Here is a 20,198-nt window from a genome sequence, read left to right as displayed (position 1 = left end):
GAAAATAGCATTTATTTATTAACGAAATATTCTGCTTATTTGATGAATTAGACGAACTGCATGGAGTCAAAAAAATCAAAACTATTGGTGATGCTTACATGACAGTTGCTGGATTACCTAATCATCGCAGTGATCATCCTATGTCCATAGCAAATATGGCTTTAGATATGCAACAAGCTGTAGCTAAGTTTAACGAAGAACAAAATCAATCATTTCGTATCCGTCTAGGAGCAAAATTTAATAACGGGACTTACGCAAAAGGGAACGAAAGTAGGGGTAATTCATGAATTACCCCTACGCAAGAATAAGGTTTTCAGTCACATCTTACGTAAGTCCTAAATCAATAATTTCTGTTGCTATCAGCACCGCTAACAATATAATTTAAATCAGAGAAAGTATACTATACTAGAAAAGGTTTGTTTGCATTGATTTTTACTACTTTAGGTAGATTCCTATTCCAGAAATGTAAGCTTTGTATTGTCCTGTTGCATAATAGGTCTGGATCTATATTCCTGTCGCTTACAAATTTCATGACTGCAAGTAGCTTGCAGCACCAGAGGAGATGCTAAATTGAAAGGAAAAATTTCTCTTCTATCAAACTATTTTGTGTCCATTTTATGTGTTGGTATCGCCTTGGTATTAACATTCCTGTTAGAGCCATTTTTAGATCGCTCTATCTTTCTGATATTTTTTGCGGCTATAGCAGTGAGTACCTGGTATGGTGGCATTAAGTCTGGGTTATTAGCTACTGTTTTGTCGGCTCTACTTGTTAAATACTTTTTTATCAATCCCCAATTTTCATTTTCTGTTGACAGTCCAGACAGTATCATTAAGTTAGGATTGTTTACGCTGGTGACAATGTTTATCAGTTGGCTAAACTCAGAATTACGTACTTCTAAGCAGAAATTAGAAATAAGTTTTAAACACCTAGCAGCAAGTGAAGCGAGATTTCGCAGGTTAAAAGATGCCAACATCATTGGAGTGATTATAACCGATATGCAAGGCGGTATTTTAGAAGCGAATGATGCCTTTTTAAACATGGTAGGTTATACACGAGAAGAACTACTAGCAGGAAGAATAAACTGCCGAAAAATGACACCTCCAGAATATCTGGAAAAAAGCGATCGCTCAATAGTGGAACTGAGAGACCAAGGAGTTTGTCAACCTTTTGAAAAACAATATATCCGCAAAGATGGTAGTCTGGTTAATGTTTTACTTGGTTTAGCTTTATTAGAAGATAATTCAGATCAAGTAATTGGTTTTGTTGTTGATGTGAGCGAGCGCAAAAAAGCAGAAGATTCCCTGAGAAAACAGGAAGAACAACTGCGCTTGATTACCGATTCTTTACCAGTACAGATTTCCTATGTAGATGCTCAACAGCGTTATCGTTTTAATAATAAAAGATATGAAGAATGGTTTGGTATACCTATTGCTGAAATTTATGGAAAACACATAAAAGAAATCTTAGGAGAGTCAGTTTATAAAAAAATTGTTCCTTATGTAAAAACAGTATTATCTGGAAATCAAGTCACTTATGAAACGAAACTCTTGCATCAAAATGGTACAATTCATGATACCAGCGTTACTTATATTCCCCAATTCAATCAGCAAGGAAAAGTAGAAGGATTTGTTGCCCTCATTAGAGATATTACAGAACAAAAGCAAGCTGAAAATGCTCTCAAACAAAGCGAAGAAAAATTCCGCAAATTAACAGAAAAAGTGCGCGTCATTCCTTGGGAAGCAGATCCTAAAACTGGAAATTTTACATACATTGGTCTGCAAACAGAAGAAATACTCGGTTATTCATTAACTGATTGTTACAGTGATAATTTTTGGGAAGAACATATCCATCCTGAAGACAAAGAGTGGGCAGTTAAGTATTGCCTGATGAATTCACAAACCGAGGAAAATTACGAATTTGAATATAGAATGTTAGCCGCAGATGGCAGAGTGGTTTGGTTATATGACATTGTGAATGTGGTGCGGAGTAAAGATGGACCAAAACAGATACATGGGTTTATGATTGATATTACAGAACGCAAGCAAGCAGAACAAGAACGAGAACAAATACTAGCGCGAGAAAAAGCAGCAAGAACTGAAGCAGAAGCAGCTAACCGCATCAAAGATGAATTTTTAGCCACACTATCCCACGAACTCCGCACCCCCCTCAATGCCATGTTAGGATGGACACAGTTGCTCAGAAGGCGTAAATTTGATGAAGCTACCACTGCTAGAGCATTGGAAACAATTGATCGCAATAGTCGGTCTTTATCTCAGTTAATTGAAGATGTATTAGATGTTTCTCGGATTATTCGTGGTAAACTGCGTTTAAATATGTCCTCAGTGGAAATCGTACCAGTAATAGAAGCAGCAATAGACACAGTGCGTCCTGCTGCGGATGCTAAACATATTTGCATTGAGTCGGAATTTGATCCAGCAGTGGGAGTAGTGATAGGTGATGCTAACCGCTTGCAACAAATAGTTTGGAATTTGCTTTCCAATGCTGTAAAATTTACACCCAAGGGGGGAAAAGTGGAGGTAAAAATACAGCGCATTAAGTCCCGTGTGCAGATTCAAGTCAGTGATAATGGTGCGGGAATTGCTACCGAATTTCTACCTCATGTATTTGAGCGTTTTTGTCAAGCTGATAGTTCAACTACGCGATCGCATGGTGGATTAGGATTAGGATTAGCTATAGTCCGGCATTTAGTAGAACTGCACGGAGGTAAAGTTTTCGCTACCAGTCCAGGACTAGAACAAGGTGCAACTTTCATTGTCAATTTACCAATGAAAGCCGTGATTAATGAAGATGATACACCCAAATCACAACCATTTCTCACAAATAGCGAATCTGTGAATTACCAATTATCAATCTTGGAAAATGTGCGAGTTTTGGTAGTGGATGATGAAGCAGATACAAGGAATTTACTAACTACAATTTTAGGACAATATGGCGCTCAAGTGACTGCTGTTGCCTCTACTCAAGAAGCAATGACAGCTTTATCACAATTCCATCCAGATATATTAATTAGTGACATTGGAATGCCAGAAGAAGATGGCTATACATTAATTCGTAAAGTCAGAAGTCTTCCTAGTAATGAAGGAGGGAAAATTCCCGCAGTGGCATTAACAGCTTATGCTAGATCAGAAGACCGGACCCAAGCTTTATTAGCAGGTTTTCAATTACATATTCCTAAACCAGTGAATCCTGGAGAATTAGCAGCGGTGGTTGCTAATTTAGCGGGAAGAACAGGATAATTGATAATTGGTAATTGATAATTGATAATGGGTAATTGGTTAAGTAGGTAGGCGTTGAAATTTATCGTTGTGGCAAGGCAGGAGGCAGAAGGCAGAAGGCAGGAGGGATGAGGTTTTTAGGCATTTTACATTTTGTTACATAACTTGTTTTTTTCATGCCGACTTACTTACAATATCTTTACCATTTGGTAGGACAATTAGCTGGTTTTTTCTAGAGCGTCGATTCAGTAATACTAAGTAATTTGATTTTACCTTGTAGGGGTGAAGCATTCGGGTGATAACCTATTGCTGAAACCAGTTCATATTCTGTCCGAATGCTATACGCCCTTACGATTAATGAATCGGTGTTCTAGTATGAGTTTTCTTTTTACCTGAGTAATACTTTTTTGTGTCTCATGCTCCTCCATCACTAACAATTAATACTTTAGTTTGGTCTACTAAAATCAGCTTCACTCACCCAATTTATACAATAAAAATCGGGGATTCTAGGGATTACGTTTTTCAACCCCTTAAAACTTCAAAGGTGATCGCCATTGCTGCCAGTTTTGTTGTATCAATACCACGAACATTATCTGGGAGTTCGGTTATTGCCCTGTCAGCACTTGTACTGAGCGAAGCCGAAGTGATGTTACGAGTACCTGCATCTAAATCATTGAGCAAATTATCTGTCACCTCTAACAGATCATCATTAGACCTGTCCGAAAATTAAAAAGGCAGTCTGTGTCGGGCTTTGAGGATGTTCTCATTTCAGCCAGACTTGACGTAATCATCAGGGCTAGAGATAGTTACTGTTAGTATAGCCCGGAAAAAATGCCGATGGTTATTTCATCATCTGCATACTTTTAACACATATCATAAATTTGGTAAAACTAGAGAATCAATTCGTAACCTCACCAATCCACAAATCGTCAATATTACTTTTTCATAAGTATCTTTATGAAGACGAAATCTTGATGATGCTATGCGAAATATTTTAATAATTCTGATGATATGCTCTACAAAAATTCGTTTACTAGACAGCTTTTTATTTGCTTCTTTTTGTTCATCCGTTAATTCTTTATTTTTGGGCTTTTTCTTAGGTGTAGTCATATTATCTCCACCTATATAAGCTTTATCTCCTTGAAATCTCTGTCCAGAATCAAATTTTTCTTGTTAACCTCTAAACAAAGAAATATCGCTAGTCCGTCCTGGCATTCCTACCGTCACATCTACTATATCTCCTCCTTTTGGCATGGTGACAACTTGATTTTTAAATGAGTGATATTTCTTCTTTCCCGAATAGTATCTTTTTTGCTCATCATTGTCTTCAGGTCTTTCTATAGCTTCACATTGTTATTGCCATTCCCTGTACCATTAATATTAGCAGTACCAGTTAATGTCAGGTGTTCTAGTCCAAATCCCAAAGTGAAGTTTACGGAGGAAAATACTGTATCTACACCTCCCCAAGGAGCCTTTAAAAATTCATTCCCATACTCTGTATGGGAACGAGAGGGGGCAGGGAGCAGGAAGCAGGGAACAGGGCAAGCAGGAGAAGCAGGAGAAGAAAAATTAGTTCTTGATTCTTTCATTCTTCTTTCTCTTGCCTTTTGCTTCTTGCCTTTTGCTTCTTGCCTCTTGCCTTCTTACTGTCACCTGTCACCTGTCACCTGTCACCTAAGCTTCTAACTCACTGAAGTTTCAAACACACCCACAGGACAAGCAACATTAGTACCACCTAAACCACAATAACCACCGGGATTTTTAGCTAAATACTGCTGATGGTAATCTTCAGCATAATAAAACTCAGGTGCATCTAAAATTTCTGTGGTAATTTTGCCATAACCTGCTTTTACTAACGCTTGTTCATAAGCATCCTTGGAAGCTTCCGCTAGTTGTTTTTGTTCTGGGGAATAAACATAAATACCAGAACGGTATTGAGTACCGACATCATTACCTTGACGCATCCCTTGGGTGGGATCATGACTTTCCCAAAAGACTTTTAACAGTTGGGAATAACTAATAACTTTGGGATCAAACACCACAAACACCACTTCATTGTGACCGGTCATACCAGTGCAAACTTCCCTATAGGTGGGGTTGGGTGTGTAACCAGCAGCATAACCAACCGCAGTGCTGTAAACTCCGTTTTGTTGCCAAAACTTGCGTTCTGCACCCCAAAAACACCCTAAACCAAACATCGCAGTTTCCATACCTTCAGGAAACGGAGGTTTTAAGGGGTTTTTGTTGACAAAGTGTGTTGCAGGTACGGGCATTTTTTCTGTGCGTCCTGGCAGTGCTTGTGTAGGTGTGGGCATTGCCACTTTTTTACCAAATCCGAATAATCCCATTGTTTTTGATGTATTTTATGTATGATGGCTTTACCTTTATATTGTAAGGATTTTGGTGATTGCTGGAAATATAGATAATAATTATGATTAAACCTCTAAAACCAACTTGTTGCGAAGTTACACAAAATCATCAAATCCATTCATTCATCTAATTTCATCTGCGTTCATTTTCTATTACATCACAAGCATGAACTAAAGGTAATAATGGACCCATTTGTTCTTGTCCATTGACAGCTAAATCACTGTGACATAAATAAACTCTTTGGGAAACACGCGCTAGTAAATCTGCAATAATGCGACGTAATCTTTGCGTTTCTGCTGCTTGTTCATCTGCTGCTGTCCAAGGTTTTCCTAACCTATCTTGTAAAAATAAAGTAGCACCAAATAAAGTAGCTGCACCACCTTTAGCCCAAAGAGGTGAACCCGCATCTAGCCAAAAATGCCATTTGTGATCTCTATGACTAGCACGATATTGGAAAATGGTAGCTAAGGTAATGGCTTTTTTTGCTTTTCCTATAGGACGAATGGGGTAGGGATTAGCAGTAATTGTACCACGTCGCAATAGTTGAATAAACTCGGCAATGGTATTATTTTGTATTATTGAGTTGGTAATTGTTTGTTTTAACCTGGTGTCTATTTCCCAATAATGTTGAGCAGTTTCTAATAATTCTCGTAATGCTGCTAATGTTGGAAATGGTGTATAATTATCTTTACACAAAAAGTCTTGCATTGCTTGATATAAAAGATTAACTGGTGTGTAAATTACATTTTCTTTAACTTCTGTTTTCTGTTTTTCAATCCATCCCAATATTTCATTATAAGCTGTGGTTGCAGTATAGCCGATTCTATCCCAACGTTCAAAGGTTTTAATATTTAATAAATGGGGATTTTCTGGATGGGGTACAAAACAATGATCTGCTATTAAACCAGCACGCACTGGATCAATTTTTGGTTGTGGAAATTCTTTTTTTTCTCCATCTTTCCCATCATTGGTGTGACTGTGACTGAAAACAACTAACATTTCTGCCACTTCATCCCGATCTACTAATCTTCCTAAATTGGGATAAACTAAAGTAATTAAGGTGAGTAATGCTCTGACAGCGGGTGAACTAATTAAAGGACGTTGTTCATTGAGAGCTTCTACCTGAATATTTTGCTTGGTTAATATTTCCATGAGACTATAACGAGCGATCGCATCTAACCCAGGAGCGATAATTGCTATTTCTTCCGGTTCTACTTTTCCCGTTTTAATTCCATTAATTATCACATCTGTTATTTGTCGCAAAAGTTGAGCGCGAGAAGCAGTTTGAATACATTTTACCGACTTTGGTAAACTTAAAATTGTCATCGGTTCAGTGACTAATTCTATCATCGGTTGAACCAAGGTTTCAGCTAAATTAGCTTCAGGAAAACTCACTAACTTTTCTACCCGACAACGCTTTGCTAACCTGTTTAAATATTCAGGATCAGCACCTAAACCCCAACGCACTCCCCCATTAAAATTATAACTAAATGCTCCCACCGCACCCGCATCTAATAAAAACTCAAATAAGTGATAAGCTATGGCTGGATAATCATCTACATCATCAGCTATTATCATCTGATAACGTTTTTTTAAATGTTGTTGATAATCGCTATTAGTTAATAAATGTTGGTGATAAAGTTCGGTAATTAAACCATAAGTTAATAATCCTCTTTTTAAACACCAATTCCGCCAATCTAACAGCAAAGATGTGAAAAATTCTGGTTCTAGATTATTAGTATTTTCTTGTAAACCTGTTTGTAAAACTTTAGCAATATCTTCACAAGCTGTACCACTATAAGCTGCTAGTTGCCATAAGTCTAATATCCGCCTCACTAAGCGATATTCATTCACTCCTGCACGTCGCAAAGTTTCAGCATCTAATTGATAATTCCAACGCTTTGTTGCTAATTCTTGCTCTGTTTCTGGGCGCAATCTTACCGGAAATTGTGCTTTTATTTGTAAAGATTCTACCAATAACGGCCAAAATAAAATCACTTCATCTTGAATAAAACCCAAGGTTGTTTTTGCTCGAATAGGGTATTTTCCTGAAGTTAAAGTGACAATTTTATCAGTTAATAATCGGCGATTATCATCATTAGATGCTAAAACTAAAGCACCGGGTTCTGTTTGCAAAAGATTTGCGGTTTTAATTGCACTTTTAGCTTTTTTCCGATTTTGATTTTTCGGATAAAATGATTCTATATCTTGATTGTCATTTTGTTGCACCCAATCACAAAACTGTTGGGCTAAACGAGTAGTTTTTCCGCTGCGGCTAGTACCAACAATCCAAAAAGAATTTGAAACCACTAATCTACTCCTGATTATAACTTCTGCGTTAACTTAAATTTAGGAATCACCAAACAGTGTTAAATGAGCATTGAGGATGAAAAACCCTGTGTTTAGTGAAAAAATATACTCTTTTTTCCTGGCTGCTTACAGATGGTATTTACTGACACCAGAACGCTCTTTAGAGGAAGCTTATAAATCAGCTTTAAAAATTAAAGAAATAGAAGATCATCATTTTAATGGTAATAAAATTAGCAGTGATGCTGCTATGTACAGTAGTAGTGTCATGGATTATTTTCAAGCAGATTTACAAAAATTATTAAAAAATGTACGGATGCGGCTGACAGAGTTTAAAGCCAGTCGTTGGTTTTCCAATGAATCTAAGCAAAAAGCAGCAGCCAAAGCAGGTATAGAATATTCCAATGCGGCTTTAGTTTTAAAAAAGTTAGAATTCATTGATCAAGTCATTGGTAAATATACAAATGACGCTGTAAATGATGTTCTAGAAAACAATTCAGAAAATTTAGTAAATCCATCTATAATTGTAGCAGAAAATAAAGTAAGTAATCAACCAATCACACCAAAACCTGTAATTAAAAACAACAATAATAAACCCAAAAGAAAAGCTGATTCTACAGGAGTTTTACCGCGTTCAATTCTAACAACTATTACTCGTTTGCAAGCGGAATTAGATCCCAGTTCGGAACAAGAAGTAGTGCAGAATTTTCGGCAGACGCAAAAAATCACAATTATCTCTGTGAGATTTATTTTACTATTAATTATTGTGCCACTTCTCACCCATCAAATAGCTAAGGCTGTGGTAGTAGGTCCTGTAGTTGATCGTTTTAGAGGTTCAGAAACAGAACAGATTTTTATCAATGAAGAAATGGAAGAAGAAGCACTAATAGAACTGCAAAGATTTGAAGAAAGAATCAAGTTTGAAAATTTGATTAGTAATGCACCACCGCTATCATCGGAAGTGCTAGAAATTAAAATGCAAGAAAAAGCACAGGAGGTAGCAGAGGAATTTCGGCGCGAAAGTGCTAATGCGATTAAAAATGTGTTTGCAGATGTTTTTTCTGTAGTTGCTTTTGTCTGGTTGTTGCTGATCAGCCAATCTTCTATTTCAGTTCTCAAAGATTTCTTTGATCATGTAGTATATGGCTTGAGTGATAGCGCCAAAGCATTTATTATTATATTATTTACTGATGTCTTTGTCGGCTTCCACTCTCCCCACGGTTGGGAAGTAATTCTGGAAGGTTTATCACGACACTGGGGTTTACCAGCAAATAGGGATTTTATTTTCTTATTCATTGCGACATTTCCCGTGATTTTAGATACAATTTTCAAATATTGGATTTTCCGTTATTTGAATCGCATTTCTCCTTCCGCTGTTGCTACTTACCATAATATGAATGAGTAAATTTCAGGAGTCAGGAGTTCTAGGGGCGAAGCATTCGGGCGACCAATTATCAATTTTATGAAAAGGCTATTTTCCTGTAAGGGCGAAGCATTCGGGCAACAAATTATCAATTTTATGACCAGGCTATTTTCCGAATGCTTCGCCCCTACTTCGCCCCTACTTCGCCCGTACAGGAGTCAGAATAATTGTCAAAATTTTCCAATCAGAATAAAAGAGAATAAATTAATTCCATGAAAAAGATATTTAATACAACTTTTAGCTTACCGTTTTTTTTCACGATTTTTTTCTTGGAAATGCCAGCGATTAAAAATCGAGACACAATTCCTCCCGAATGTCAAGTAACTAAGTGGAATTTACCCACAGAGTTGAAACCAACAGCTTTAAAAACTGAAAATACTAAAAATTTACCTGTACTTGTACAAAGATTACCGGTTGGTTGTTGTGAAAATGATGATTCTTGTTTAGATGCAAGGATTTATGATGGTGAACAAGAAGAAATAGCGGATAAAAAAGCATTAATAAAATCTATTGATCAGAGTTTAAAATATTTAAGAACTCGGCGGGCTGCGGCTACTTATCAAAGATATAAAATTTCTGGAATTACCAGAGATCGTGTTTATCGTAGTTTGCAAAGATTCAGACAATTAGTATTATCAACTAATTCGCCTCAAGAATTACAAACAGCTATTGAAAAAGAGTTTGTTTATTATCAATCTATAGGCAGAGATAGTCAAGGTACTGTATTATTTACTGCCTATTATGAACCATTATATTTAGCTAGTCGAAAACCAACCAAAGAATTTAAATATCCTGTTTACCGCTTACCACCTGATTTAAAATCTTGGACTAGACCTCATCCCACTCGATTAGAATTAGAAGGTGCAGATGGTTTACAAGGTTCTCAAAGTAAATTAAAAGGTTTAGAATTATTTTGGTTTAGAGATAGATTTGAACCTTATATTATTCAAATTCAAGGTTCTGCACGGTTAAAATTAACAGATGGAACAGAAACAAGTATAGGATATGCTGGGAATACAGCCCATAATTATAAAAGTTTGGGGCGGACATTAGTAGAGGCTGGAAAATTACCTGAAAATGGCGTAACCATGCCCACAATTTTTGAGTATTTCCAAAAAAATCCCCAAGATTTAAATGTTTATTTACCCAGAAATAATAGCTTTGTCTTTTTCAGAGAAACCTATGGGAGATCGGCACATGGTTCTGTTGGTGTACCTCTGACTCCAGAACGTTCTATAGCTACCGATAAATCTTTAATGCCTCCTGGTGCTTTAGCTTTAATTCGCGCACCTTTTCCTTTTGTTAAAAATAACGGAGAATTGGAAAATCGGACAGTTAGCCGTTTTGTATTAGATCAAGATACAGGTGGTGCAATTAAAGGACCAGGTAGAGTAGATTATTACTTGGGAACAGGAGATATTGCTGGCGATCGCGCTGGTGTGACAGTCAGCAATGGACAATTATTTTATTTGTTGTTGAAATAGGGAATAGGTGACAGGTGACAGGTGACAGTAAATAGAAATGGGAAGATGTGAGAAATATTTACTTCTACCAAAGATCCCCCAAAGATACCCGACTTCTCCAAGAAGTTGGGTATCTGAAAATTAACCTACTCCATCAACATTAACCTTACAGGATCTAAATGTACATACCAAGGAAAAGGTTTGTCTTTAATTGTCACCCATTTTTCCTTATAAACTTCTGCTTGTAGATGATAATCATGAACATTTTCCGCTGGAGAATGCAACTTTAAAAATAAAGTCATGCGGTGAGGAGTTTCGCTAGTTCTCACCAACCAACAAGGAAAAGTATTTTCCAGATTTGCATCATTTTTAAACACAATTTGATGGGCGCGAATCCCAACATGAGATAAATTTTCAGGAATAGATTCTACAACTTCTAAAGTACAACCCCAATCAATTGCTTCTACTTTTTGGGATGACAAAACAACAGCGCGAGAAAAATTTTTACATCCTGTAATTTTTGCCACATTCATAGTAGCAGGATGTTGGAAAATTTCATATTTAGAACCATGATGTGCTTCTTTTCCGTCTTCTAAAACTAACAAATTAGGACACAACCTATAGGCTTCTTCCATGTTATGAGTAACAAATAAAGTCACACCAGAATAATCAGCTAAAGTTTCTGTCATTTGTTGTTCTAACTGACTTCGTAAATGTGTATCCAGGGCAGAAAATGGCTCATCTAAAAGTAAAGCTTCTGGTTGACTTGCTAACGCTCTCGCTAAAGCTACCCGTTGTTGTTGTCCTCCTGAAAGTTGGTGAGGATAACGATTACCTAAACCCTCTAAGTGCATGGCTATTAATTGCTTTTCTACCTCTACTTTAAGATTCCCATTTGATAATTCTGTAGGTAAACCAAAGGCGATATTTTGTGCTACTGTGAGATGAGGAAATAAGGCATAATTTTGAAATAAAAAACCGATTTTGCGCTGACGAACAGGAACATTAATTCCTTTTTCTGAATCAAATAAAACTCTATTATTTAATACGATTCTGCCTTTATTTGGTGTTTCTATTCCAGCTAAACACCGGAGAATCATACTTTTACCTGCGCCAGAACTTCCTAATAAACCTAAAGGTTGGTTATCCGTATTAAAGGCAATTTTCAGATGAAAACTTGAGAGGTTTTTTTCAATATCTATCAATAAACCAGATGTCAAAGAATTAGGAGGTAAAGAAAAGGATTGATTTTCTGGTTTTATTGTTGCAATTTCTGCTTTATTAGTGCGTCTAATTTTCTGCTTGCGGTCTTCCCAGAAGTTAGTTAAAATAATTCCTGTTAAGGAAATTGAAACAATAATAATTGCCCAAAACCAAGCTTCATTCATATCCCCAGCTTCCACAGCAAAATATATCGCCATTGGTATATTCTGCGTTTGTCCAGGAATGTTACCAGCTAACATCAAAGTTGCACCAAACTCACCCAAAGCACGGGCAAAAGCTAAAGTTGCACCTGCTAAAATACCAGGAAATGCTAAAGGTAAACTTACCCGCCAAAATATAGTAAATTCCTTAGCGCCTAAAGTTCTCGCTACTCTTAATAAATTAGCATCAATTTGTTCAAAAGCACCCAACGCAGTTTTATACATTAATGGGAAAGAAACCACCATTGCAGCGATCGCCGCACCATACCAAGTAAATACAATAGTCACATTAAAAGGTTCTAATAATTTACCAGCAAGACCATTTTTACCAAAAAATAGCAGCAGCAAAAAACCCACAACCGTAGGCGGTAAAATTAGCGGTGCAACGAATATCCCTTCAATTATAGATTTCCCTTTACCCCGATATCCCAACATCCAGTAAGCAGCACCAACACCGAAAAAGAAGGTGATAAAAGTCGCTAAAAATGAGGTTTTCAGCGATATCCAGAGGGGTGATAAGTCCTGTGGCATAATTCTGTATATTTCCAACTTAGTTGGTAGTATATCAGGGAATAGGGTAAAATTCAAAATTCCGCAAGGAAATTAATGTTACTTGCGGGTATGGTAGCTAACAGATAAACAATTGATAAATTACTGTTTCAGTGATTTTAGTACATATTTCTTATATCTTTTAGCAGCATTCCTTAGTTTTAAACTGGGTGGGGGTGGGTTAATTAATGCTGCAATAAAAACCTTTTGGTCTTCTTTACTTAATACCATAATTTCGTGATTCATGGAATTAAATCTCCCTTACATAATTCAAGAATAGTATTAATAAATGCCTTTAATTCAGGACATTGATTCACAGAAGCCATCAAATCTTGGTCTTTCAAAATTCTCGCCCCATCACGAATCTTACTATAACTACGTTGACATTTACCAGTTTCAAATATTTCTTTAATTCTATAAGATGGTGGATTTCCATGATTTACCTTTTCCGGTAAACCTGTTGGTGCTGACTTATTAGATTTTGCTAATTTCTGAATTGTTGACCAATAAGGTAATAACCAAGCTTCAAAGTCATGCTGCGCTACATGGGGATAAAAATTAGGATTATTCCCTACCCATTCTCGCATTTTCGCTTTAGCATCTTCCCCATCTTTAAAATCATTAGTTCCTGTATAAACATCAGTTAAAGCAATTACCGCATCAAAAGCATCTTTACCTATCAATAAATTTTCAACAATTCGTCTTAGTTTATCTCCTTTAGGAATGCGTCCATCATGGGGAATAAACTTGAGTTTGGGCATTTGCTGTAAACGTGATTTGAGAAAATATAATAAAACTGGCTTAAAAGCTGTTTCTGTTGCACCCTCAACTAAAATCGCTATTTTCATGGACGACCACCTATTAAATTCATCGCCCAAAGTTCATCTAAACTATAATCTTCTAACCAATGTTCTAAATTAAAAGTATCACCCCAAGTCATAGTAGTTAAACCATCTTCTGCATCACAAACTAACACTTCTTGAGGTTTCAAAAATCTAATTAATCTATCGGAATGAGTGGCAACAATTAGCTGAGTTTTTTGTGAAGCTTCTCGCATCACATCAGCAAGTAATCTTAATAATTCTGGGTGTAAACTAACTTCTGGTTCATCGATCAGAGTGACAGCAGTTAAACCAGGACTTAACAACAATGTGATTAACCAAATAAACCGCAAAGTTCCTTCAGAAAGTTGGTGCATATAAAGAGGCTTAGAAAAATTTTTATCTTTCCAAGTCATTGTAATAGTTCCTGCTGCTACTGGAGGAAAACTCAATCTTTCAAAATCTGGAAAAGCAGCAGCAAGGGTATCTTCAATAATTTCAAATCGTTCTGGTTCAGTTTCTCGTAAATAATAAAGACAGGAAACTAAATCTTCACCGTTAGCACCTGGTAAGGTTGCAGGACGCATTTGTTGAGGTAAACGCACGGGACTTTTAGGGGCAACATTCAATGCACCGTAAAATGTACATGATGCTAATTCTTTACGCAGAGTTTCGGGTGCTTGATACATTTTAGGAACTTGAGCAAGAGATGTTTCTAAGGGATTATGATCCCAGGTTGGACGCAATAAATTGGGATGTAATAAATTTTGATTATCTGGACTGAAATATTTAACTTCTAAACCCTGTGAATCAATATGTTGAACAGTTCTTAATGGTGCTGGAGAATTATCATATATTTGAGTAAGTATTTCCGAAGAAATTTCATATCCGAAGTTTCTAGGAGTAATTTCAAGGCTATAGTCTAGTTTTGCATAATCTAATACTTGCTTTAACAAACCAATCTTGATACTCTTTGCCCTGTCACGAGTTATTATTTCATTAATTCCTCCAAATTCTGAGATTTTAGCTTCTAATTTACCATTAGCAGAAGCGGCTAAAAGGTAAAAAACTTCTAACAAAGAAGTTTTACCTACACCATTAGCACCTATCATCACTGTCAAGGGTCGCATATTAATGTGGATATTATGTAAGCGACGATATCCTTTAATAATTATCTGTGTAAATAAGGTCATAATTTATTCTTGCTTACAAAGTTACTGATATGATAATATGTTAACAAAAATTATGCACAATAAGCTAATATGCCTTTTTACAAAGTTGATACGAACCAAAAAACTTTAGAAAAACTCAAACCTGGCAATTTTGTCAATAGTCAAATTTTGGAAAGACAACACTTACAACCATTATTTAGAGATAATATTGAATCAATAGATCCAGACTTATTGATTATTGCAGAAGAATTTGGCAACTGGGAAGATAGCAAACGCAGAATTGATTTACTGGGTTTAGATAAAAATGCTAATTTAGTAGTAATTGAGTTGAAACGAGTAGAAGAAGCTGGACACAGTGAACTTCAAGCTATTCGATATGCAGCAATGGTTTCTACTATGGATTTTGAAGCTGTTGTCAATGCTCATGAAGAATTTATAATTAAGCTTAAAAAAGATGCAAATGACGCACGTTCAAACATTAGAAATCATTTAGGTTTAGGAGATGATGAAGAAGCTTTAATTAGTAATACACCCCGTATTATATTGATAGCTCCTAGTTTTTCTTCCGAAATTACCACAACTGTATTATGGTTAAACGATCAAGGAATTGAGATTAGCTGCATAGAACTAAAATTGTATGAAATCAATAATGAAATATTCTTAAATATCGAGCAAATAATTCCTTTGCCTTCTGCTCAAGATTATCAAGTTAAAAATAGAGAAAAAACTAATCAAGCAGTACGTGAAGCATCTAACCAACAACGAAGGGAAAAGAGTATAAAAATACTTGTAGATTATGGTAAGCTTAAGGATGGAACGAGAATCTACTTGAAACAGTCTCCTAAACCTGGATTAAATATTAACGATATTGATGAAAAAGCTAAGTTTGCTACTTTCCAAGCAACACAGAAAAATTTTCAATGGGATTTTGATGGACAAAGTTACTCATTGAGTACACTTTGTAGAAAAATTTGTGAACATCATAATATTCCCGTAGGAAAAGGAGCTTTTCCCGGTCCTGATTATTGGGCTATGGAAGGTCAACAACAATCACTTTCAGACTATGCAAAAGAACTACTTCAACAAGATATAGATATCAGCAATTGAATTTATTAAAAATGCCCGCAATTGAATTTATTAAAAATGCCCACCATCACCAAAACCAAAAACCTCATCATCTCCTTCATCTCCCTCACTGCTATCCTCACCACCCAAGCAGTATCAGCTACCATCAACGTACCTGTAAAAAGCAAAAACGGAATGGTGACATCCGCCAACCCCTTAGCAAGTGAAGTTGGACTTTCAATATTAAAAAAAGGCGGAAATGCGGTAGATGCAGCAGTAGCGACAACCTTTGCAATTTCCGTAGTTGAACCATTTTCCGCAGGTATTGGTGGCGGTGGTTTCCTACTATTTCATTCTCAAAAAACCGGAGAAATTAAAGCTTTAGATTTTCGGGAACGCGCACCCATCAAAGCAACAAAAAATATGTATTTAGATGCTGATGGTAAAGTAATTCCCGGTGCAAGTACCAACGGTTATTTAGCAGTAGCAACTCCCGGAACTGTAGCGGGTATGTATGAAGTACATCGTCGTTATGGCAAGTTACCTTGGCAAGAAGTTGTTAAACCATCAATTGCACTGGCTAAAAATGGTTTTATTATCAGTAATAGAGTTTCTTGGCTTTCTCTCTCCCGTTTTCAAGACCGTAAACCTAAAATTCTCAACAACCCAGCAGCCAGTAAAATCTTCACTCGCAACGGTGAATATTATCAACCAGGGGAAAGATTAATTCAAAGTGATTTAGCAAAAACTTTAACAGAAATTTCTGAAAATCCTCAAAGTTTTTACACTGGAAAAATTGCCAAACTTATCGCTGATGATATGGCAAAAAATGGCGGTTTAATTACTCTGGAAGATTTAAAGCAATATCAACCAATTTGGCGCGATCCTGTTTGTGGCAACTTCCGAACAGCAAGAGTTTGTTCTATGCCACCTCCATCATCAGGTGGTGTACATTTATTACAAATGTTAAATATTATTGGTGACACAGACTTAAAATCATTAGGATGGAATCACCCAGACGCGATCCATTTAATGGTAGAAAGTATGAAAATTGCTTATAGCGATCGCGCCAAATATTTAGGTGATCCTGATTTTGTTCAAGTCCCCGTTTCTGAACTAATTAGCAAAAATTACGCCCAAAAACGTCGCCAACAAATTAACATGAAAAAGGCGATACCATCAACAGAAATAAAACCAGGATTGAAAACAACAACAATTCCTGAAAAAACAGAAACCAGTCATTTAAACGTAGTTGACGCAGACAGAAACGCCGTTAGTTTAACCTTCACCATTAACTTAGGTTTTGGTGCGGGAATAGTCACACCAGGAACAGGAATAGTGTTAAATAATGAAATGGATGACTTTGCAGCCGCACCAGGAGTACCAAACGCCTTTGGGTTAGTTGGTAACGAAGCTAACAGCATCGCCCCCCGGAAAACACCCCTATCCAGTATGACACCCACTATCGTCACCGAAAACAACCGCTTGCGTTTAGCCGTCGGTTCTCCCGGTGGTAGCACCATCATCACCCAAGTATTGCAAATAATACTCAACGTTTTGGAATACAAAATGGATGTGGGTGCAGCCGTTTCCGTACCACGCATACATCACCAGTGGCTACCCGATGTGTTACTTGTCCAGTCTTGGGGTTTAGATGCGTTAACCTTGCAAGACTTACGTCGTCGGGGACACAAAATCAAAGAAACTGCACCTTGGGGTAATGCAAATGCGATCGCAGTTACAGAAAATGATACATTAGAGGGAGCCGCAGATCCCCGTGGTGAAGGTTTAGCTAGTAGTTATTAATATTGCACGATTGATTCTGCAAAATTATCGCTAAACTCATTTGCCCGTGCGCTAGGAACTAATGTCCAGCCCACTTTCAGCAATTTTTGATAAGTTGCCCAACCCTTAGAACCACCGGGTATTTGATAATCAGGAACAGAAAATTGAGGAAACGCCGTATAAGGCCGCCAAGGTTGACCAGGAGAAGTCTGCAAATGTAAGATTTTTTCACCATCATCACCAGACTTAGATAACCAGCACATTTGTCGTTGCATGGTAAACTCCTTTGCGTTTAGCTTATGTTGCATTAAGACAGGATTGTGTTAATACCTGCCTCATTTTTGTGAGAGAAATTATGAGTCTAAAAGGTTAGACTAGAGGAATTTGATATTATTAAACTCAGGTAAATTTCTGAAGAAGATAGACTCCTATATGCGGTTTTCCGCGAGATGAGAAGACAAACACAGAACAAAAAGGTTGTTCTCAAAATGTTTTCTTCCAGTACAAGATTTTTTTAATGTTAACCATCGTTTTTTTGATTGTATGTATCAATCACTACGATTTTTCCAAAAATCTCCAAAAATAATCTATAAGTTCTTCTTTTCACAGATATAAGGATATAGCTAGGGAGTAGAGAATAAGATCCCCAACTTTTATGGAATATGATCACTCCTGACTCCTGACTCCTTACCAACTAACTTTCCCTAAAAGCTAACAATTGTTCATCATTTATTCTGCCTACTTCGTGTAGAGTAGTCACAATTTCCGAAATAGTTAAAACCGAATGACCACAATAACCATTTGCTTTTAATCTATCTTTAACACCCTTTTCATGATCAATAAAAACCACAATATCATTAACCTTTAATCCCACAGATTGAATCTTTTCTGCTCCTTCCATCACACTTTTGCCACTGATCAGAATATCATCAACCACTGCAACCGTTTCGCCAGGATGGAAGTTACCTTCAATGACTCTGCGCGTACCATGTGCTTTAACTTCTTTACGGGGAAAAATCATCGGACAATCCAACCTTAAAGATAAACCAGTTGCAGTAGGTAAAGAACCATAAGGAATACCAGCCAACCTATCAAAAGTTAGATTTTTTAAAATCTCCTCATAAGCACTAAGCACCTGATTAAAAACTTGGGGATTAGAAATTATTTTCCGTAAATCAATGTAATAAGGAAAAGTCGCCCCTGAAGCTTGGACAAATTCCCCAAACATAATACAACCAATATCAAAAAGTTGTAAAATCAAATCTTGATGAGGATGTTTATCTTGCACATCAACATCAGAAAACCAAACTTCACAACTAGAAGCATCATGGATAAATTCACCTCTAAATTCATTAATCTCTCTGCGTAAAAATTGAATTTCTTCAGATAGATTTGCACTTCCTAACATATCTTGAGAAACAGGTATTAACAAACCATCACCGTTAGCATTGAAACCTGCTGCCAAAATTTGTTTAATATTACCTTCCCCAGCCCAAATACTCCGTGCCATAATAATTCTTTCGGGAGCAAGAGAACGAATAGATTTTAAAACTTCTGCATTTGTAGTTCCCACTTCTAAACATAATTGTTCAGGAGTTCCCCAAGTTTTTGATTCTTGAACAACCTGTAAATAAAGCGGTGAATTATGAGGATATTGTTGTACAGTGGCAGCACCAGGATTAGAAGTACAACATAAAATAAATACAGATTTATCAGGATAAACTAAAAAAGGTGCAACATGATCCTGACCAGTATAGGGACTAAGAGTAACCGCGTCTACCTGCCATTCTGTAAATATTGAATGGGCGAAAACACTGCTAGTATTTAAATCACTATGTTTAGCATCTAAAATAATAGGAATGTGACTAGGAATAGATTTTAAAATTCTCATTAACAACTCTAAACCCGGCACACCCAAAACCTGATAAAAACCCAAAGTTGGTTTATAAGCACAGACAAAATCAGCCGTTTCCGCAATCATAAATTGCAACCAACTTTCTAAACCTGTAATCAAATCAGATGATTGATAACGGGCTGGAATCATCTCAGGATTTGGATCAAGTCCCACAAATAGTAAACTTTGATTTTGGACAATGGTCGTATTTAACTTATCAAAAAAATTCATGTTTAATTTTTTCAGTAATTTGATTTTGAATTAAATAATTGTAGCATAAGTTGAGTTTGACTCTTAACCGTCCTTGAGGCAAGGTATGAAAGCATAAGGAGGCGTTTACGCCTCTGTGCTATAATCATTCTCACAGGAACGGTAATCAACCTGTATAAAAACCTAACTGCCTAACGGCAATCTGTACCTTGACAACTAAATCTATGGGGTTCTACTTCGTAGTTCTAGTGCCTCCTGGAAGTAGGTAAAAGATTTACAGGTGCTAGACTTGTGTTGAGCGCACTTGTACTGAGCGACTTGTACTGAGCGACTTGTACTGAGCGACTTGTACTGAGCCTGTCCTGAGCCTGTCCTGAGCCTGTCCTGAGCCTGTCCTGAGCCTGTCCTGAGCCTGTCCTGAGCCTGTCCTGAGCCTGTCCTGAGCCTGTCCTGAGCCTGTCCTGAGCCTGTCCTGAGC

16 protein-coding genes and 1 pseudogene are annotated in these 20,198 nt (G+C 36.8%); 6 read left to right on the top strand and 11 right to left on the bottom strand.

Annotated features, from left to right (window positions below; all coding sequences use genetic code 11):
- Positions 1-17 precede the first annotated feature (17 nt).
- Together H6F45_RS06035 and H6F45_RS06030 are read left to right on the top strand one after the other, a co-directional pair.
- Positions 18-287, top strand: coding sequence for an adenylate/guanylate cyclase domain-containing protein (locus H6F45_RS06035; protein WP_347237715.1), 270 nt, complete (start codon positions 18-20; stop codon positions 285-287).
- 319 nt (positions 288-606) lie between these two features.
- Entirely contained in the window at positions 607-3,258 is a 2,652-nt protein-coding gene (locus tag H6F45_RS06030; RefSeq protein ID WP_347237710.1) for a PAS domain S-box protein, read from the top strand.
- A gap of 501 nt (positions 3,259-3,759) precedes the next feature.
- Here the strand turns inward: H6F45_RS06030 and H6F45_RS06025 are convergent.
- The 5 genes and pseudogenes from H6F45_RS06025 to H6F45_RS06000 form a co-directional block, all read right to left on the bottom strand.
- The gene (locus H6F45_RS06025; RefSeq protein WP_190346741.1) at positions 3,760-3,930 is read right to left on the bottom strand and encodes a hypothetical protein; all 171 of its coding nucleotides are present in this window, start codon (positions 3,928-3,930) and stop codon (positions 3,760-3,762) included.
- Positions 3,931-4,110: 180 nt separating this feature from the next.
- Positions 4,111-4,578, bottom strand: a pseudogene (locus H6F45_RS26395) (transposase family protein).
- Positions 4,575-4,826, bottom strand: coding sequence for a hypothetical protein (locus H6F45_RS06010; protein ID WP_190346740.1), 252 nt, complete (start codon positions 4,824-4,826; stop codon positions 4,575-4,577). Before H6F45_RS06010 ends, H6F45_RS26395 begins: the two are co-directional and overlap by 4 nt.
- 93 nt (positions 4,827-4,919) lie before the next feature.
- Positions 4,920-5,585 (bottom strand): peptide-methionine (S)-S-oxide reductase MsrA, encoded by a 666-nt coding sequence (msrA, locus tag H6F45_RS06005; RefSeq protein ID WP_096571812.1) that lies wholly within the window; start codon positions 5,583-5,585, stop codon positions 4,920-4,922.
- A gap of 154 nt (positions 5,586-5,739) precedes the next feature.
- Positions 5,740-7,917, bottom strand: coding sequence for a recombinase family protein (locus H6F45_RS06000; RefSeq protein WP_137666608.1), 2,178 nt, complete (start codon positions 7,915-7,917; stop codon positions 5,740-5,742).
- Positions 7,918-7,993: 76 nt separating this feature from the next.
- Between H6F45_RS06000 and H6F45_RS05995 the strand changes: the two genes are divergently transcribed.
- Together H6F45_RS05995 and H6F45_RS05990 are read left to right on the top strand one after the other, a co-directional pair.
- Complete coding sequence (locus H6F45_RS05995) at positions 7,994-9,319, top strand: proton extrusion protein PcxA (RefSeq protein ID WP_137666609.1); 1,326 nt, start codon at positions 7,994-7,996, stop codon at positions 9,317-9,319.
- Positions 9,320-9,549: 230 nt separating this feature from the next.
- A complete protein-coding gene (locus tag H6F45_RS05990) occupies positions 9,550-10,821 on the top strand; it encodes a murein transglycosylase A (protein WP_137666610.1) in 1,272 nt (423 codons plus the stop codon).
- Positions 10,822-10,946: 125 nt separating this feature from the next.
- Here H6F45_RS05990 and modB read toward each other — a convergent pair whose 3' ends face one another.
- From modB to H6F45_RS05970, 4 genes are all read right to left on the bottom strand, one after another.
- Entirely contained in the window at positions 10,947-12,755 is a 1,809-nt protein-coding gene (gene modB, locus H6F45_RS05985; RefSeq protein ID WP_190346739.1) for a molybdate ABC transporter permease subunit, read from the bottom strand.
- A 120-nt stretch (positions 12,756-12,875) separates the two neighbouring features.
- On the bottom strand, positions 12,876-13,019 hold the full coding sequence (locus H6F45_RS05980) for a DUF1778 domain-containing protein (protein ID WP_190346738.1): 144 nt from the start codon (positions 13,017-13,019) through the stop codon (positions 12,876-12,878).
- Positions 13,016-13,621 carry a DUF4276 family protein gene (locus H6F45_RS05975; RefSeq protein ID WP_190346737.1) on the bottom strand — a complete coding sequence of 202 codons (606 nt, stop codon included), beginning with the start codon at positions 13,619-13,621 and terminating at the stop codon, positions 13,016-13,018. The genes H6F45_RS05980 and H6F45_RS05975 overlap by 4 nt, the downstream gene beginning before the upstream one ends.
- A complete protein-coding gene (locus H6F45_RS05970; protein ID WP_190346736.1) occupies positions 13,618-14,787 on the bottom strand; it encodes an AAA family ATPase in 1,170 nt (389 codons plus the stop codon). The genes H6F45_RS05975 and H6F45_RS05970 overlap by 4 nt, the downstream gene beginning before the upstream one ends.
- A gap of 69 nt (positions 14,788-14,856) precedes the next feature.
- On the opposite strand from H6F45_RS05970, the gene H6F45_RS05965 reads away from it, so the two are divergent.
- Positions 14,857-15,873, top strand: a complete 1,017-nt coding sequence (locus H6F45_RS05965; protein ID WP_190346735.1) for a hypothetical protein — start codon at positions 14,857-14,859, stop codon at positions 15,871-15,873.
- 36 nt (positions 15,874-15,909) lie between these two features.
- Positions 15,910-17,637, top strand: a complete 1,728-nt coding sequence (ggt, locus tag H6F45_RS05960; RefSeq protein WP_190346734.1) for a gamma-glutamyltransferase — start codon at positions 15,910-15,912, stop codon at positions 17,635-17,637.
- On the opposite strand, the gene H6F45_RS05955 is transcribed toward ggt, so the two are convergent.
- On the bottom strand, positions 17,634-17,891 hold the full coding sequence (locus H6F45_RS05955) for a hypothetical protein (protein WP_190346733.1): 258 nt from the start codon (positions 17,889-17,891) through the stop codon (positions 17,634-17,636). The two genes, ggt and H6F45_RS05955, sit on opposite strands and share 4 nt — an antisense overlap.
- Positions 17,892-18,310: 419 nt before the next feature.
- The gene (locus H6F45_RS05950; RefSeq protein WP_190346732.1) at positions 18,311-19,741 is read right to left on the bottom strand and encodes a bifunctional orotidine-5'-phosphate decarboxylase/orotate phosphoribosyltransferase; all 1,431 of its coding nucleotides are present in this window, start codon (positions 19,739-19,741) and stop codon (positions 18,311-18,313) included.
- Between the last annotated feature and the right edge of the window lie 457 nt (positions 19,742-20,198).

Origin of the sequence: Sphaerospermopsis sp. FACHB-1194 (assembly GCF_014696235.1) — a bacterium.
In the GTDB taxonomy this organism is placed as follows: domain Bacteria; phylum Cyanobacteriota; class Cyanobacteriia; order Cyanobacteriales; family Nostocaceae; genus Sphaerospermopsis; species Sphaerospermopsis kisseleviana.
The sequence above is the reverse complement of the archived record's forward strand: the minus strand, read 5'-3'. Positions and strand labels throughout refer to the sequence as shown.